We start from the raw sequence: 14,387 nt of genomic DNA, 5'->3' as shown, positions 1-14,387 counted from the left end.
AAACAGGGGATTTTTTTTGAAAGAGTTTTAAATCAGTTTAAGCGATTTTAAGCCGTGTGTTGCAACGCTTGAATGAGTTTTTGATGTAAACCACCAAATCCACCATTTGACATAATCACCACTGCATCGCCCTCACCTGCTTGGCTCACGATTTTTTGAATAATTTCATCTAAAGTATTGGCCACCACTGCATGATTGCGAGCAGCCGCAACCACAGGCTGCAAATCCCAGTCTAGACCTTCAGGTTGATACCAAATCACAGCATCCGCCAAACGTGCCGAATCCGCCAAGCCTTCTTTATGACTGCCCATGCGCATGGTGTTGGAACGTGGCTCAATAATCGCCCAAAGCTTACGTTCACCTAAACGTTTGCGTGCGCCGTCCAGTGTGGTTTCAATTGCGGTTGGATGGTGGGCAAAGTCATCATAGACTTCAATGCCGCGTATGGTGCCTAATAACTCCATACGGCGTTTCACCCCACCAAAATTGGACAGTGCTGTACATGCGGTTTCGATTGCAACCCCAACATGCTCTGCTGCGGCGATGGTTGCTAAGGCATTGGCGACACTGTGCTGTCCGGTCATATTCCAGCGCACTTCACCTTGTAGCACACCATTTTTCAGGACTTTAAAATGTGAACCATCTGCTGCAAGTTGTTCGGCATATAGTTCCGCTTGTGGGTCTGCATTGAGCGAAGTACGTAGCACAGGTGTCCAACAGCCCATTTCTAACACTTCATCAATATGGGTTTCTGTAATTGGGGCAATAATGCGTCCTTCACTTGGGATGGTACGCACCAAATGATGGAATTGTTTTTGAATTGCAGCTAAATCATCAAAAATATCGGCATGGTCAAATTCAAGGTTATTTAAAATGGCGGTTTTAGGATGGTAATGTACGAACTTGGAGCGTTTATCAAAAAATGCAGAGTCGTATTCATCGGCTTCGACACAGAAATATTTACCTGCACCCAAACGTGCACTTTCACTAAAGCCTAAAGGAACGCCGCCAATTAAAAAGCCCGGTTCCAAGCCTGCCTGATCCAATACCCACGCCAACATGGTGGTGGTGGTGGTTTTGCCGTGCGTGCCTGCAACGCCCAGTACGTGTTTTCCTTGCAAGACATGATCGGCCAAAAATTGCGGGCCAGAAATATACGGCAAACCAGCATTCAGCATATATTCAACCGCATCAATCCCACGTTTCATGGCATTGCCCACAATCACTAAATCAGGATGCGGTTGTAAATGGCTGCGGTCATAACCTTGCATTAAGGTAATGCCTGCATTTTCCAGTTGAGTCGACATCGGTGGATAGACGTTTTGGTCTGAACCTGTGACGGTATGTCCTAAATCGCGGGCCAAAAGTGCCAAAGAGCCCATAAATGTGCCACAAATACCCAAAATATGCAGATGCATTCCGCCTTACTCCACTGCTTTTATAGACACATCACGTATTTTTGTGCTGTTGTCGTGATTAACTTGATTTGAAGCAACGATAGCAAGGGTTTTGGCGAAAAGATAGTGATTCTTGTATCTCATTTCAGGGATTTTTCAGCGCTGAATCTGCGCCAAACGATGTAAAAAATTGCTGCTCTTGCATTTTTCATGGCAAATAGCTCGTAAAATAAAACTGAATTTTTAAGATAGTACGACACAATGTCTTCAGCATTTTTACTTTTGGTGGTTGCAAACTGTTTTATGACCTTGGCGTGGTATGGTCATCTCAAGTTTTTACCACATGATGCGCCGCTGTGGCAGGCTATTTTATTCAGTTGGGTGATCGCCCTGTTTGAATACAGTTTGATGATTCCTGCTACCCGTTTGCTGGCGCAGCATGGCTGGGCGGTAGGTCAAATGAAAATTACCCAAGAAGTTGTGACTTTATTGGTGTTTGTCCCGTTTATGATTTTTTTGTTTAAGCAACCTTTTAAACTGGATTATTTATGGGCAGCTTTATGTTTATGTGGCTGCGTATATTTTGTGTTTCGAGCATCTTAAAATGGTGCTTTTGCATGGCTTAAACAGCTCGCGTAGCTGCAATGGTGTGAGCCTGTGGTTAATTATTAGAAAATAACCAGATAAAAATAATCAAAAAAGTCGGTTGAGTCGCCGTGTTCAATTTTAACAAGTCGAAAAATCAGTCTATAATGTGGAGTTCTTATTCAAGCTTGGCTTTCTCGCCTGAATTTCTCTTTCCTTAGTTTCGTTTCTGGAATATTTGTAATGAACGCGGCCGCTGCACAAGACGCTCCTCTCGTTGGAATTATCATGGGTTCTCAATCGGATTGGGCAACTCTCGAACACACTGCCAATATGCTGAAGCAGCTTGGTGTCCCATTTGAAGCGGAAGTCGTTTCTGCACACCGTACCCCAGATCGCTTATTTGAATATGCTGAACAAGCGCGTGATCGTGGCATTCAGGTGATTATTGCAGGCGCTGGTGGTGCCGCACACTTACCAGGTATGTGTGCAGCTAAAACTGATTTACCTGTTTTGGGTGTGCCAGTGAAATCTTCAATTTTAAATGGTGTCGATTCATTACTTTCAATTGTGCAAATGCCTGCAGGTATTGCGGTAGGTACATTGGCCATTGGTCCTGCGGGAGCAACCAATGCGGCAATTATGGCAGCCCAAATTTTAGGTTTAACCCGTCCAGAGATTGCACAAAATGTTGTCAATTTCCGTGCCGCGCAAACTGAGAAAGTTTCAAGCAACAATATTCCAGGTCAGGCTTAAGCGGGACAATTACTATGGATAAGACCATCGGTATTTTTGGTGGCGGTCAATTGGGTCGCATGATGGCACAAGCGGCTTTACCCTTAAATATTCAATGTACCTTTTTTGAAGCCAGTCCAGATTGCCCAGCGGCAACCTTGGGTCAGGTTTTTGCCAGCAAAAGCGAAAATAGCCTACAAGATTTTACACACAGTGCCGATGTATTCAGCCTTGAGTTTGAAAATACTCCGTTGGCTGATGTTGATGTATTGATTAAGCACAAAGACTTGCATCCACCACGTCAGGCTTTGGCAATTGCCCAAAACCGCTTGCTGGAAAAAGGCTTATTTGATGAATTGGCGATTCCTGTTGCGCCGTATAAAGCGGTCAACTCGCTGGAAAGTTTACAGGCTGCTGTAGCTGAACTTGGTCTGCCAATTGTGCTAAAAACCGCAACAGGCGGCTATGATGGCAAAGGTCAGTTTGTCTTGCGCAGTGCAGATCAGATTGAACAAGCATGGGCAGAACTTGGCCCTGCAGGCAGCTTGATTGCAGAAAGTTTTGTTACTTTTTCACGTGAAGTATCTATTATTGCGGTGCGTGGTCAAAATGGTGAAGTAAAAACTTGGCCATTGGCAGAAAACCATCATCACAACGGTATTTTATCGCATTCGATTGTACCAGCACCAAACAGCGCAGACTTACAGCCTGTGGCGCAAGACTACATCACTCGCCTGCTCAATCACTTAAATTATGTTGGTGTGTTGACGTTAGAGCTATTTGTCACTGACAAGGGCTTGTATGCCAACGAGATGGCACCTCGTGTGCATAACTCAGGTCACTGGTCAATTGAAGGCGCGGTGTGTTCGCAGTTTGAGAACCATATTCGTGCTGTAGCAGGTTTACCGTTAGGCTCAACTGAAGTGGTACGTCCAACGGTGATGGTCAATATTATTGGTCAGCATCCCAAAACTGAAGATGTGTTGGCATTGAATGGCGCACATTTGCATTTGTACAATAAAACTGAGCGTGAAGGTCGTAAAATTGGGCATATTACTTTAATGCCGAATGATGCTGCTGAGTTGACAGATTTATGCCGCCAATTGGCAAAAATTTTGCCAAATCCATTGGCGCTCAGTGCTGATATGAGCTTGTAAATTTAAAAATGACGCCAAAGCGCTCATCACGATGAGCGCTTTTTTATGCTCTCACATTTTTTATTCTGCCCATTTTTAAGGTGTTCTACCGTTAATCTGTCTAGGATTGACGCTGTAATTTTAGGTTGATTAAGATAGATCAGGCTGAATAAGCAACCATCACCGTAGCAAAGCAATACTTAAAATAAAAATGCGCACAAGTCTGATGGGAAACAGATGATAATTATGAATTCAAAACTTTAAATTCAAATAGCGCGTTTTAAATTTAAAGCGATGCTTCAACTTTGAATTTAAATATCAGAAATGAATTTAAAGATAGATCTGCAGTTTTGAATTTAAATAAAGTAGCGGATCTTTTGATCTTTAAATTTAAAAAGCTACTTTTAAATTCAAAGTAATACATCGTAAATATGCAGTGAATGTCGTGTTTTGTGGATAACTTGGGTTGGTTTAATTTGAATTTAAACTTTTAAATTTAAAAGTCTTATCATGTGTTGTGATTTTGAATTTAAAAATGTGAGATGCCGTACTTGTGGATAAGTGTTTTAAATTTAAAACGAGAAAATGAATTTAAAACTGTGTAAATGAATTTAAAGTTACAGATTTTCATCTGATCTCTGTGGCTGAAGGTGTTATGGTAAAGCCAAGATTTAAATTCAAAACACATCAAAGGGTATTATGCATCGTTTCGCTGTGATTTTTGCGACAGCTGCAATGGCAGCTACTCAGGTTCAGGCAGAACTGATTATCAATGGAAAATCTGTCACCGTAACACCAACGGTCAGTACATCTGCAAATTTTCAACCACAAAACCATTTTCAAAGTTGTTTGGTCAATTTACGCAGCCAAGCCATTGCCAAAGGGGTGAGTGGCAGCAGTTATGATCGCTATACTCAAAATCTCAGCCCAGATTATTCCGTCATTGAGCGTTTAAATTACCAACCTGAATTTTCTACGCCAATCTGGGATTATCTCTCAGGCTTGGTCGATGATGAGCGCGTGCAGGCAGGACAGCAGAAATTGGCACAGCACCGTGATGTGCTCAATCGTGTTGCAGCAGCCTATGGCGTACCTGCAGAAACCGTAGTGGCGGTTTGGGGTGTAGAAAGTAACTTTGGTGCGATTTCAGGATCCTATCCATTATTGCAAGCGCTAGGTACCTTGAGCTGTGAAGGACGCCGTCAAAGCTATTTCCGAGGTGAGTTTTTTACCACCATGCGTTTATTGCAACGTGGTGATGTCACTGAATCACAATTAAAAGGCTCATGGGCAGGGGCGTTTGGGCATACTCAGTTTATGCCATCGACCTATGATGAGTTGGCGGTCGATTTTGATGGTGATGGTCGCCGTGACTTAGTATCTAGTATTCCAGATGCTTTGGCTTCCACCGCTAACTTTTTAAAACGTCGCGGCTGGCAAACAGGGCAGCCGTGGGGCTTTGAAGTCAAAGTGCCTGCAGGCATGTCTTTGAGTGGTGAAGGGCGACGCAATAAAAAATCCCTCAGCAGTTGGGTTAATCGTGGGTTGACTCGTGCAGATGGTTCGGCATTAATTCAGGGCAATTTATCGGGCAGTAGTCAGGCAGGCTTGATGGCACCTGCAGGTGCGAATGGCCCTGTATTCTTAGTGTTTAGAAACTTCGATGCCATTTATAGCTATAACGCAGCAGAAAGTTATGCCTTAGCGATTGCGCATTTATCAGATCGTTTAGTGGGGCAGTCTGCATTCCGCACCGCTTGGCCAACCGATGATGCAGGTACATCCCGCGCAGAACGTCGTGAAATTCAACGCTTTTTGTTAAGTCGTGGTTATGACATTGGTGAAGTGGATGGTTTAATTGGCGACAAAACCCGTCAAGCGATTCGTCAGGAACAGATCCGACTCGGTTTGGCTGCAACAGGTCGGGCAGGGCAGCAAATTTTAAGAGCGTTTCGTAATGAAGCGGCCAAACAAATGATGCAATAAGTTGTTGCGATTGCATAAAAAAGGTCTGCGAATATGCAGACCTTTTTAATTTCTGTCTTAAAATAGGTGTTTAAGGTTCAATTTTCACCGCTTCAAGTAAATCAAAAATCACAGTTGTGACATCTTGGCTTAATTCTTTGTTATTAAAAATTTCATAAGCTGAAATGGTAATGTCGGTATCACTTGGCAGCAAACGCTGTTCTTCTTCAATCAGGTGTTCAATTGGTAATAAGGTCTGTCTAACCTCAAGATGCAAAATATCTTTGTATTCAATATTTTCATCTTCAAGTTCAATTACTTGCTCATTCAAATACGGCAATAAAATAGAGTGGAGACAAGGTTGAAGCTCAACAATATCAAAAATTTCGATATCACGGCTTTGTTCAATCGTGCTGATGTGGTCATTTACTTCAATCAGGATATGGTAGTAACTCACATGAATCTCCACAGATCGTTCAGGGTTATACAGAGCCTTCACAATAACATGAAATGAGTAAATTTGCTGCCTTTGCGCGTGTAAGGGATATGCAACTATCGTACAGGGTGAGGGGAGTTTTGTGTTTTAGTCACTTCAGTTTGCCAAATTGCTTAATGCCGTGCATGGAGTAAATCGAGATCGGCAGGGCGCAGTTGGAAATTCTGCAACTGCTGATCTTTTAGCATTGGATACATTAAGGCATAAGGGTCATTATGGTGTGCTAAACCTAAAGCATGGCCGAATTCATGCGCCAGAGTTAAGCGTAAATCATCTTTAGATTGAAACTCATAAATCCGAATGGCTTGACCATCAAAACTGCCTTTATCAAATAAACGTGGCTGAAAACGTGCATTAAATTGCTGGATGGAAATATCAATGTCCTGATTAAGTTGATTGAGGGCATCGACTTGTTGGTTGAGCTGGTTAATTTGTTGATTAAATTGCGCTATTTCGTGTTCTAAACTCCACATGTTTTGCTGTATTTCTTGTTTTTTGGCTGCAAAAACTTCCTGTTGCGAAGGATGTAGCCCACCACTTTGGTTAATCTGTTGTACTTGTTGATTGTATTGTTTAAGTTGTTGTTCAAATTGCATTTTTTTGGTATCAAGCTGTCGATTTTTATCTGCAATTTCTTGTTTTAGTGCTTGAATATTATGGTTTTGATTATTCCAGTGTTGTTGGCGTTGTTGAATGACTGTAAGTTGCTGTTGTCGTTGGTTTGATTCGTCTTGACGTTGATCATAAATCAAGTGAATAGCGAGCTTGGCATTTGGATCATATACAAAATAATCTTGTCCCGTCCCTTGTGACCAGATCTGGGTGGCTTCCTGACTTAGTTGTAGTACATCGGCATGGCTTAAGCCAAAACGCGGGTCGACTTCAGCAATACGATAACGTAAGCGAGTATCTAAAGGGTGTTGTAAACGATCCAGTGCAGTATTGTGCCGTGTATGCGGATGCTGAATATTTTGATAAATCATCAAGATAGAAAATAGTATGATTACACCCAACAGAAACAAACGCATCGCCAAGCAACTTCCTTTTTTGACTTACTGTAGCCGAAAGCAGGGCAGAAACTCAATCTATTTGCAGTTAGAGCATCATTTTATCTATTGTACTCGGTTGAGCGTCCAATTGTCTGTGCTCTTTCATTTAAATCTTGAAGTCAGTGTATGGATATCGAAAAGAAAAACCGCGCTGCAATTGCTTGCAGCGCGGTTTTTGATGTGCGTTAAAGCGACAAATTATTTTTTATCATCTTTGACTTCAGTGAATTCAGCATCCACAACGCCATCATCGGCTTTTTGTTGACCTGCGTCACCGCCAAATGCATTTGGGTCGAAACCTTGTGCACCGCCTTGACCTTGTGCAGCTTCATACGCACGTTGCGTAATTGGCATGATGATGTTTTGCAATGCTTCAGTTTTTGCTTTGATTGCATCTACATCATTTTCTTTGGTTGTCGCTTCAAGCTCAGTGACTGCAGTTTCAATCGCAGTTTTTTCATCGGCAGTCACTTGTTCACCAAGGTCTTTTACTGCTTTTTGAGCAGAAGAAACTAAAGCATCCGCTTCGTTACGTGCTTTTGCAAGTTCTTCAAACTTACGGTCTTCTTCAGCATTTGCTTCAGCATCTTTAATCATCGCTTCAATTTCAGCATCGCTCAAACCAGAGTTTGCTTTAATTTGAATCGATTGTTCTTTGCCTGTGCTCTTGTCTTTTGCAGACACTTTCAAGATACCGTCAGCGTTAATGTCGAACGAAACTTCAATTTGTGGCACACCGCGTGGCGCTGGTGGAATGTCACCTAATTGGAAGTTACCCAACAATTTGTTTTGTTGAGCCATTTTACGCTCACCTTGGTAAACTGAAATGTCTACTGCAGGCTGGTTGTCTGCCGCTGTTGAGAACACTTGAGATTTCTTCGCAGGAATCGTGGTGTTTTTCTCAATGATTGGCGTCAACACGCCACCCATAGTTTCAATACCAAGCGTTAACGGAGTTACGTCTAGAAGCAATACGTCAGTTTTGTCACCAGACAATACGGCACCCTGAATTGCTGCACCAATTGCAACAGCTTCGTCTGGGTTTACGTCTTTACGTGGCTCTTTGCCAAAGAATTCTTGTACTTTTTGTTGTACAAGTGGCATACGTGATTGACCACCCACCAAAATCACGTCAGAGATGTCAGAAGTTGAAAGTCCTGCATCTTGTAGCGCAACTTTACATGGCTCAATGGTACGAGCGACTAAATCAGCAACCAAACCTTCAAGTTTGGCGCGAGTCACGTTCATCACCAAGTGCTTCGGACCTGTTGCGTCTGCAGTGATATATGGCAAGTTGATTTCAGTCGCATTTGAAGATGAAAGCTCGATTTTTGCTTTCTCAGCCGCTTCTTTCAGACGTTGTAATGCCAATGGATCTTGTTTCAAGTTGAAGTTTTGCTCTTTTTTGAACTCTTCAACCAAGTATTCGATCAAGGCATTGTCAAAGTCTTCACCACCAAGGAAGGTATCACCGTTGGTTGATAACACTTCAATTTGTTGGTCGCCATCAAGGTCTGCAATTTCAATGATCGATACGTCAAAAGTACCACCACCCAAGTCATATACAGCAACTTTACGGTCGCCTTCTTTCTTGTCCATACCAAATGCAAGCGCAGCAGCAGTTGGTTCGTTGATGATACGTTTAACTTCTAAGCCTGCAATTTTACCCGCATCTTTGGTTGCTTGGCGCTGTGCATCGTTAAAGTACGCAGGTACAGTAATCACGGCTTCAGTAACTGTTTCGCCCAAATAATCTTCGGCAGTCTTTTTCATCTTTTTCAAAGTTTCTGCAGAAATTTGCTGTGGTGCAAGTTTCTTGTCATTCACTTCAACCCAAGCATCGCCATTGTCTGCTTTGATGATTTTGTAAGGCACAAGACCAATGTCTTTTTGTACCGCTTGGTCTTCATAACGACGACCAATCAAACGCTTAATTGCGAATAATGTGTTTTTCGGGTTAGTTACAGCCTGACGCTTTGCAGATTGACCTACAAGAATTTCGCCATCTTTATAAGCAATAATAGATGGAGTTGTACGTGCGCCTTCTGCGTTTTCAATTACTTTAACTTTGTCGCCTTCAAGTACCGCTACACATGAGTTAGTTGTACCTAAGTCAATACCAATGATTTTAGCCATTTGGATGTTTCCTCAAAAATTCTTTTGCAATGTTTTCACTTGTTATTCGATATGAGAGCCAATCAAAATTTTTCAAGTTGTTTAGATGAAAATTTTTTATCAACTCTCGATTTTATAAGGCTTAAGCGCCAACCATCACCATTGCAGGGCGGAGTAAGCGACCATGTAAGGTGTAGCCTTTTTGTAATACGTTGCCAATTTCATTGGCTTTTGCATTTGGATCAATCCCTACGGCTTGATGCAGGTCTGCATTGAAACCATTGGCTGTATCAATCACCACCACACCAAACTTTTCTAAAGTGGTCAGTAATGATTTCAAGGTCAGTTCCACACCTTCAGACAAGGCAGTTTTTTCATCACCATTGGCGGCAATAGCACGCTCAAGGTTGTCTACAGAATCCAATAATTCTTTAGCAAACTTTTCTAAAGCAAACTTTTTAGCTGTATCTGCTTCACGTTCTAAACGCTCTTTGGTTTTTTCCGCTTCGTAAACTGCATTGGCAGTACGTGCTTTTTCCAATTTTAGGTTTTCTTCAAGTTTGCTCAGTTGTTCTTGTAAAGACTCAACGGAAACTTCTGCTTGCTCAGTATCTTGCGCTGTTTGTTGTTCCGTCTGCTCTTGCTCAAGGTCTTGAGTTTGTTCGTTCTGCTCAGTTGCCATTGATTTACTCCGTTTAAATGGGTTTTTAAACATGTACAGTCCTTTGGCGTCAGTGCTAACTGCGTTATTGCTGAACTGCCATGGTTAGAGAAGTTCGTAATTAGCTAAGAAATCGGGGCAGGGCAGGCAAAATTCAAGCGTGCCAGTAGATTAATTTTCATTGCCATGAAATTTGGTCAAAACAATACATTTTGAATCAAGATGTCGGCGGATGAATGAAGCAAATTAAACTTTGAAACTTATAATATTTTTTTGTTTAAAAAAGTATGGTAATAGGGAGCTGATTATTCAGCTAAACCAGTGCTTTTATTACGGAGATAGCTAAAAACACTGTTTTATCAACAGGATTCGACTGGGTGTTTGTTCACTATATTGTGCATGCGTATGATTAGAGTTTTTAAGTTTTGGTTGATTAATCGCTAAAACAACTTAATCGAGAGTAATTATATATTTTACACAAAACCTAACACTGCTTATTCTTTGCGCATAGATGCTATATCGCTGTAGTTTCTTGTGTATTGCTAAATGTGTTTTCGGGGCTTATCTAACTTCTGAATAAGCCCTTTTTTTACCTCATTTGTTTTGCTTTGCTGCAAGACTCAATCACGATCACGTCGTTGTTCACGGTCTTTACGGTTTTCCTGCCAGCGCTTTTGTTGTGCATCACGTTGTTGTTGCCAGCGTTTACGTGCTTCCTCACGCTTTTTTTGTTCAGCTTCAATTTGCTGCTTACGCTTTTGCTCAAGCAGTTTACGCTGCTGTTCCGATAAGCGTTTACGCTGCTGTTCCGATAAGCGTTTACGCTGCTCTGCTAAACGTTGTCGCTCTTGTTCATAGCGTTGTTGCTGTAATTGCTGTTGTCGTTTTTGTTCCCATTCACGACGTTCTAGTTCACGTTTACGACGCTCTAACTCAACCCGATTTTTACCTTGTTGATATTCCCAACGCTGCCGATCATTGTCATAACGTCGATGATCATCATCATAGCGACGGTCATAGCGTGGCTCATATCGTCCATCGTAGTAACCTTCGTCAGGCACGACCACGCAACCTACGGCTAAAATGGCAGTTGCGCACGAAAGTAAGATCAATTTTTTTGTCATGCTCTGCCTCCTGAGCCGATGAGGTAAATTTGTCTGAAACATCAATCATAGACCGCAATAGTGTCAATGACAGCGTCATAAAAGCAGGGTAGCGTATAGGTAATTTGAATGTGTATAACGATTGAAGCACTTGTATAACAAAATGGTCACTGTGCTGTTGATCATGAAGAAATTATGAAGCGTTTAGGCAAATCATGCAGACATATAAAAAGGAACAGGCATGCAAATTTTGAATTCATCTCTCAAAAATAAATTGCACAAAGGACAAGGTGCTGCTGCACGTGCATTAAATAAGTTACCAAGTCGAGTACATCATACTTTGGCTCAAGCTTTGGGTTATCCGTATCATTATCCAGACCTTGATCCATTTATTAAATGCATGATGGCGGCACAATTAAAACAAGGGAAAATTGGTTTTATTGGTGCTGACCCTGTACAGTCTAGACAGGCATTTGATCGACAAATGCAATCTATTCTGAGCACTCCAACTGCGGTCAAACGAGTTGAAGAAATCCGTTTAAACTTAGCCAGTGGCAATATCGCAGCGCGTTATTATCATCCTGCACCACATAAAAAATTGCCTTTAATCGTGTTTTATCATGGTGGTGGTTTTGTGGTGGGTGGTTTAGACAGTCATGACGAATTTTGCCGCTTAATGGCGGTACATGCCCATGCACAAGTGTTGAGTGTGGAATATCCACTCGCGCCTGAAGCTAGTCCACAGCAGATTATTCAAGTCTGTGAAGATGCTTTGGCATGGGCATATCAACATCGTCGAGAAATGAAAATTTTAAAAAATCGCATAGCGGTGGCAGGCGATAGTGCGGGTGGTAATATTGCAGCGGTGGTTGCACAGCGTAGTGCTCATTCAGCCTATGCACCTGACGCACAATTTTTAATTTATCCAGCCTTAGATTTTAAGAGTCGCCATCCTTCATTCTTTGCTTATAAAGATGGTTTGGTGTTGACGGGACAAGATATTGATTTTGTCACCCAGCACTATGTCACACAGCATCAGGTCGCTTTGGATGATCCAATCATTTCGCCAACTTTTGGCAAATTGAAAAAACTAGCGCCTGCCTTTGTGGTCACAGCAGGGCATGACGTTTTGCATGATGAAGCTGAAATTTATGCACATAAATTACGTCAACATGCTGTCACGGTAAAATATGTAGAATATTTAGATCAAACACATGGTTTTATTAGCATGACCTTTGTGTCGCGTCGCGCCAAAAAAATCAGCATTGAAATGTGTAAAAACTTTAGAAAATTTTGGGATCGACCACGTAGCTAAATCTTAGGTTGGTTTTGTTCATCTGTTTCACGTGGAACAATTAAACCAGAGTAGAGATTTCGGCTTCAGGAAAAGTCAGCTCGAATTCAGGCACGTAAAAACCATTGATGAAGCGTGCCTGATTAAAATCAGGAAACAAACTTGGATTCGATTGCCAAGATGTATATTTGAGTGGAATTAATCTGCCGCGAAAAGAAGGATTAAATTGATAGGATTTCCCTTGCCATGTTTGCTGAATTTTTAAAAGTGCAGCAGGGATGTAGCGACTATCAATATAAAAGCCGTGTTGCTTATTACATTTTTCAAGTTGAATGGCGAGTTGCAAATCTGCGTGTTGTATTTTGCAACTTATCTGTCGATCTTGAATATTCCAATCAAAGCTTGCCAGTTGTTTAGGAATGCCCCAAAGTTGTTGTCCGTGTTGCACAGAAGACTCGGTTGAAACGAAAATTTTAGGAATAGTAGATAAACGACGCTGCCTAAATAAAGGATGATCTAAAATCAGCAGCTCATCGTAAGCACCAATGGGGCTAGCGTGATAACGCACCCACATGACTTGAACAAGACGTCCTAAAAAAGAAGGTGTTAAGCCAAAAGGTTGTGCCTGTTTTAAAAATTGTGGGCTGAGCCAATAATTTAAAATATAGGCTTCACCTTGAAGTTGCCAAGGTGCTGGACACAGTCGGCTCTGATCTGAATTATTTTTATACATAAGTTTTCCAGCGTGATAAAAAATAACCACTGATTTATTCGCATAATCTTATTAATATAGATGCAATGCAAATACAACACAGATGGATTGGTCAGCAAATGTTAAAACAAAGTATGTTTACCATGGCAGCAATGCTTATCAGCTTCAATACGATGGCAGCCAACACCGTGGTAGAAATGACAACCAGCATGGGCAATATTGAAATCGAACTGTTTAATGACAAAGCCCCAGTTTCTGCAAAGAACTTTGAAAACTATGCCAAGTCAAACTTCTATAACGGTACGATCTTCCATCGTGTTATCCCAGGCTTTATGGTGCAAGGCGGTGGTATGGATGCCAATATGCAAGAAAAGCCAACCAAAGCGACCATTCGTAATGAATCAAGTAATGGATTGAAAAATACCCGTGGTACCTTGGCGATGGCACGTATGAATCATCCTGATTCTGCCAGCAGCCAATTCTTTATTAATGTGGTAGATAACGATTTCTTAAATCGAAGTCCACGTAACGCAGGCTATGCGGTATTTGGTCAAGTCACTAAAGGTATGGATGTTGTCGATAAAATTGTAAAAGTACCAACAGGCAACTATGGCATGCATCAAAATGTACCGAAACAAGCGGTAAAAATACTCAGTGTGAAAGTGAAAGAGGCTGCCCCAACAAAATAAGCGGATTTAGATTGTAAAAATATGAAAAACATATTTTTAATTTAAAATTATAGGGTTAGTGCGAGTTTTGTGTGTTTTTGAACCAAAATAGTGCGTAAAAATCCAACACTCGTGAAAACAAGCAGTTAAAAGCACTTGCACGTGTAGGAAATTGCCCTATAATGCACACATCCCGACGCGAAACAGCCTACGAACTTAGCTTACAGGGTTAAGTTGTTAGAAGTGTTTTGCGTTAAAATTTCTGCTGACGAGGCAGAAATTGAGATCATTAAGAGATTATGAAGAACAACTTGTGTGGATTTTTACTGATTGATCGATCGAACATATTTCATTGATTGATTGGTTTAAATTACTCGAAGTTTATTTGAGCGAAATTTAAGTCAGAAAATTGATGAGCCAGATTTGGAAGTTTAGATTAAAGCTTCAAAATGATTTTAACTGAAGAGTTTG

The 14,387-nt window shown here is 41.5% G+C and carries 13 protein-coding genes; 6 read left to right on the top strand and 7 right to left on the bottom strand.

Features of this window, described 5'->3' with window-relative positions; translation table 11 throughout:
• Nucleotides 1-47: 47 nt before the first annotated feature.
• Nucleotides 48-1,418 carry a UDP-N-acetylmuramate:L-alanyl-gamma-D-glutamyl-meso-diaminopimelate ligase gene (gene mpl / locus HX743_RS13225; RefSeq protein WP_178319439.1) on the bottom strand — a complete coding sequence of 457 codons (1,371 nt, stop codon included), beginning with the start codon at nucleotides 1,416-1,418 and terminating at the stop codon, nucleotides 48-50.
• A 240-nt stretch (nucleotides 1,419-1,658) separates the two neighbouring features.
• On the opposite strand from mpl, the gene HX743_RS13220 reads away from it, so the two are divergent.
• From HX743_RS13220 to HX743_RS13205, 4 genes are all read left to right on the top strand, one after another.
• Entirely contained in the window at nucleotides 1,659-2,000 is a 342-nt protein-coding gene (locus HX743_RS13220) for a DMT family protein (protein ID WP_004969799.1), read from the top strand.
• Between the two features lie 225 nt (nucleotides 2,001-2,225).
• The gene (gene purE, locus HX743_RS13215) at nucleotides 2,226-2,738 is read left to right on the top strand and encodes a 5-(carboxyamino)imidazole ribonucleotide mutase (RefSeq protein ID WP_004969800.1); all 513 of its coding nucleotides are present in this window, start codon (nucleotides 2,226-2,228) and stop codon (nucleotides 2,736-2,738) included.
• A gap of 14 nt (nucleotides 2,739-2,752) precedes the next feature.
• The gene (locus tag HX743_RS13210; RefSeq protein WP_178319438.1) at nucleotides 2,753-3,874 is read left to right on the top strand and encodes a 5-(carboxyamino)imidazole ribonucleotide synthase; all 1,122 of its coding nucleotides are present in this window, start codon (nucleotides 2,753-2,755) and stop codon (nucleotides 3,872-3,874) included.
• Between the two features lie 678 nt (nucleotides 3,875-4,552).
• The gene (locus HX743_RS13205) at nucleotides 4,553-5,839 is read left to right on the top strand and encodes a lytic murein transglycosylase (RefSeq protein WP_214129022.1); all 1,287 of its coding nucleotides are present in this window, start codon (nucleotides 4,553-4,555) and stop codon (nucleotides 5,837-5,839) included.
• Between the two features lie 70 nt (nucleotides 5,840-5,909).
• On the opposite strand, the gene HX743_RS13200 is transcribed toward HX743_RS13205, so the two are convergent.
• From HX743_RS13200 to HX743_RS13180, 5 genes are all read right to left on the bottom strand, one after another.
• Complete coding sequence (locus tag HX743_RS13200; protein WP_178319451.1) at nucleotides 5,910-6,287, bottom strand: hypothetical protein; 378 nt, start codon at nucleotides 6,285-6,287, stop codon at nucleotides 5,910-5,912.
• 140 nt (nucleotides 6,288-6,427) lie between these two features.
• On the bottom strand, nucleotides 6,428-7,342 hold the full coding sequence (locus HX743_RS13195) for a matrixin family metalloprotease (RefSeq protein ID WP_178319437.1): 915 nt from the start codon (nucleotides 7,340-7,342) through the stop codon (nucleotides 6,428-6,430).
• Nucleotides 7,343-7,561: 219 nt separating this feature from the next.
• A complete protein-coding gene (gene dnaK / locus HX743_RS13190; protein WP_154321227.1) occupies nucleotides 7,562-9,499 on the bottom strand; it encodes a molecular chaperone DnaK in 1,938 nt (645 codons plus the stop codon).
• Between the two features lie 121 nt (nucleotides 9,500-9,620).
• Nucleotides 9,621-10,193, bottom strand: coding sequence for a nucleotide exchange factor GrpE (grpE, locus tag HX743_RS13185; protein WP_256732321.1), 573 nt, complete (start codon nucleotides 10,191-10,193; stop codon nucleotides 9,621-9,623).
• Nucleotides 10,194-10,759: 566 nt separating this feature from the next.
• Nucleotides 10,760-11,263, bottom strand: a complete 504-nt coding sequence (locus HX743_RS13180; protein WP_104852794.1) for a hypothetical protein — start codon at nucleotides 11,261-11,263, stop codon at nucleotides 10,760-10,762.
• A gap of 220 nt (nucleotides 11,264-11,483) precedes the next feature.
• Here HX743_RS13180 and HX743_RS13175 point away from each other — a divergent pair, with 220 nt between their 5' ends.
• Nucleotides 11,484-12,557 carry an alpha/beta hydrolase gene (locus HX743_RS13175; RefSeq protein ID WP_131261892.1) on the top strand — a complete coding sequence of 358 codons (1,074 nt, stop codon included), beginning with the start codon at nucleotides 11,484-11,486 and terminating at the stop codon, nucleotides 12,555-12,557.
• A 40-nt stretch (nucleotides 12,558-12,597) separates the two neighbouring features.
• Here HX743_RS13175 and HX743_RS13170 read toward each other — a convergent pair whose 3' ends face one another.
• Complete coding sequence (locus HX743_RS13170; protein WP_131261891.1) at nucleotides 12,598-13,269, bottom strand: acetoacetate decarboxylase family protein; 672 nt, start codon at nucleotides 13,267-13,269, stop codon at nucleotides 12,598-12,600.
• 98 nt (nucleotides 13,270-13,367) lie between these two features.
• Here HX743_RS13170 and HX743_RS13165 point away from each other — a divergent pair, with 98 nt between their 5' ends.
• A complete protein-coding gene (locus HX743_RS13165) occupies nucleotides 13,368-13,937 on the top strand; it encodes a peptidylprolyl isomerase (protein WP_154321226.1) in 570 nt (189 codons plus the stop codon).
• Nucleotides 13,938-14,387: the final 450 nt, after the last annotated feature.

Source organism: Acinetobacter sp. Swhac1, assembly GCF_013390985.1.
In the GTDB taxonomy this organism is placed as follows: Bacteria; Pseudomonadota; Gammaproteobacteria; order Pseudomonadales; family Moraxellaceae; genus Acinetobacter; species Acinetobacter towneri.
The sequence above is the reverse complement of the archived record's forward strand: the minus strand, read 5'-3'. Positions and strand labels throughout refer to the sequence as shown.

Coding starts and splice junctions, on each gene's coding strand:
- mpl (WP_178319439.1), bottom strand. CDS start 1,418: ATGCATCTGCATATTTTGGGTATTTGTGGCACATTTATGGGCTCTTTG.
- HX743_RS13220 (WP_004969799.1), top strand. CDS start 1,659: ATGTCTTCAGCATTTTTACTTTTGGTGGTTGCAAACTGTTTTATGACC.
- purE (WP_004969800.1), top strand. CDS start 2,226: ATGAACGCGGCCGCTGCACAAGACGCTCCTCTCGTTGGAATTATCATG.
- HX743_RS13210 (WP_178319438.1), top strand. CDS start 2,753: ATGGATAAGACCATCGGTATTTTTGGTGGCGGTCAATTGGGTCGCATG.
- HX743_RS13205 (WP_214129022.1), top strand. CDS start 4,553: ATGCATCGTTTCGCTGTGATTTTTGCGACAGCTGCAATGGCAGCTACT.
- HX743_RS13195 (WP_178319437.1), bottom strand. CDS start 7,342: ATGCGTTTGTTTCTGTTGGGTGTAATCATACTATTTTCTATCTTGATG.
- dnaK (WP_154321227.1), bottom strand. CDS start 9,499: ATGGCTAAAATCATTGGTATTGACTTAGGTACAACTAACTCATGTGTA.
- grpE (WP_256732321.1), bottom strand. CDS start 10,193: ATGTTTAAAAACCCATTTAAACGGAGTAAATCAATGGCAACTGAGCAG.
- HX743_RS13180 (WP_104852794.1), bottom strand. CDS start 11,263: ATGACAAAAAAATTGATCTTACTTTCGTGCGCAACTGCCATTTTAGCC.
- HX743_RS13175 (WP_131261892.1), top strand. CDS start 11,484: ATGCAAATTTTGAATTCATCTCTCAAAAATAAATTGCACAAAGGACAA.
- HX743_RS13170 (WP_131261891.1), bottom strand. CDS start 13,269: ATGTATAAAAATAATTCAGATCAGAGCCGACTGTGTCCAGCACCTTGG.
- HX743_RS13165 (WP_154321226.1), top strand. CDS start 13,368: ATGTTAAAACAAAGTATGTTTACCATGGCAGCAATGCTTATCAGCTTC.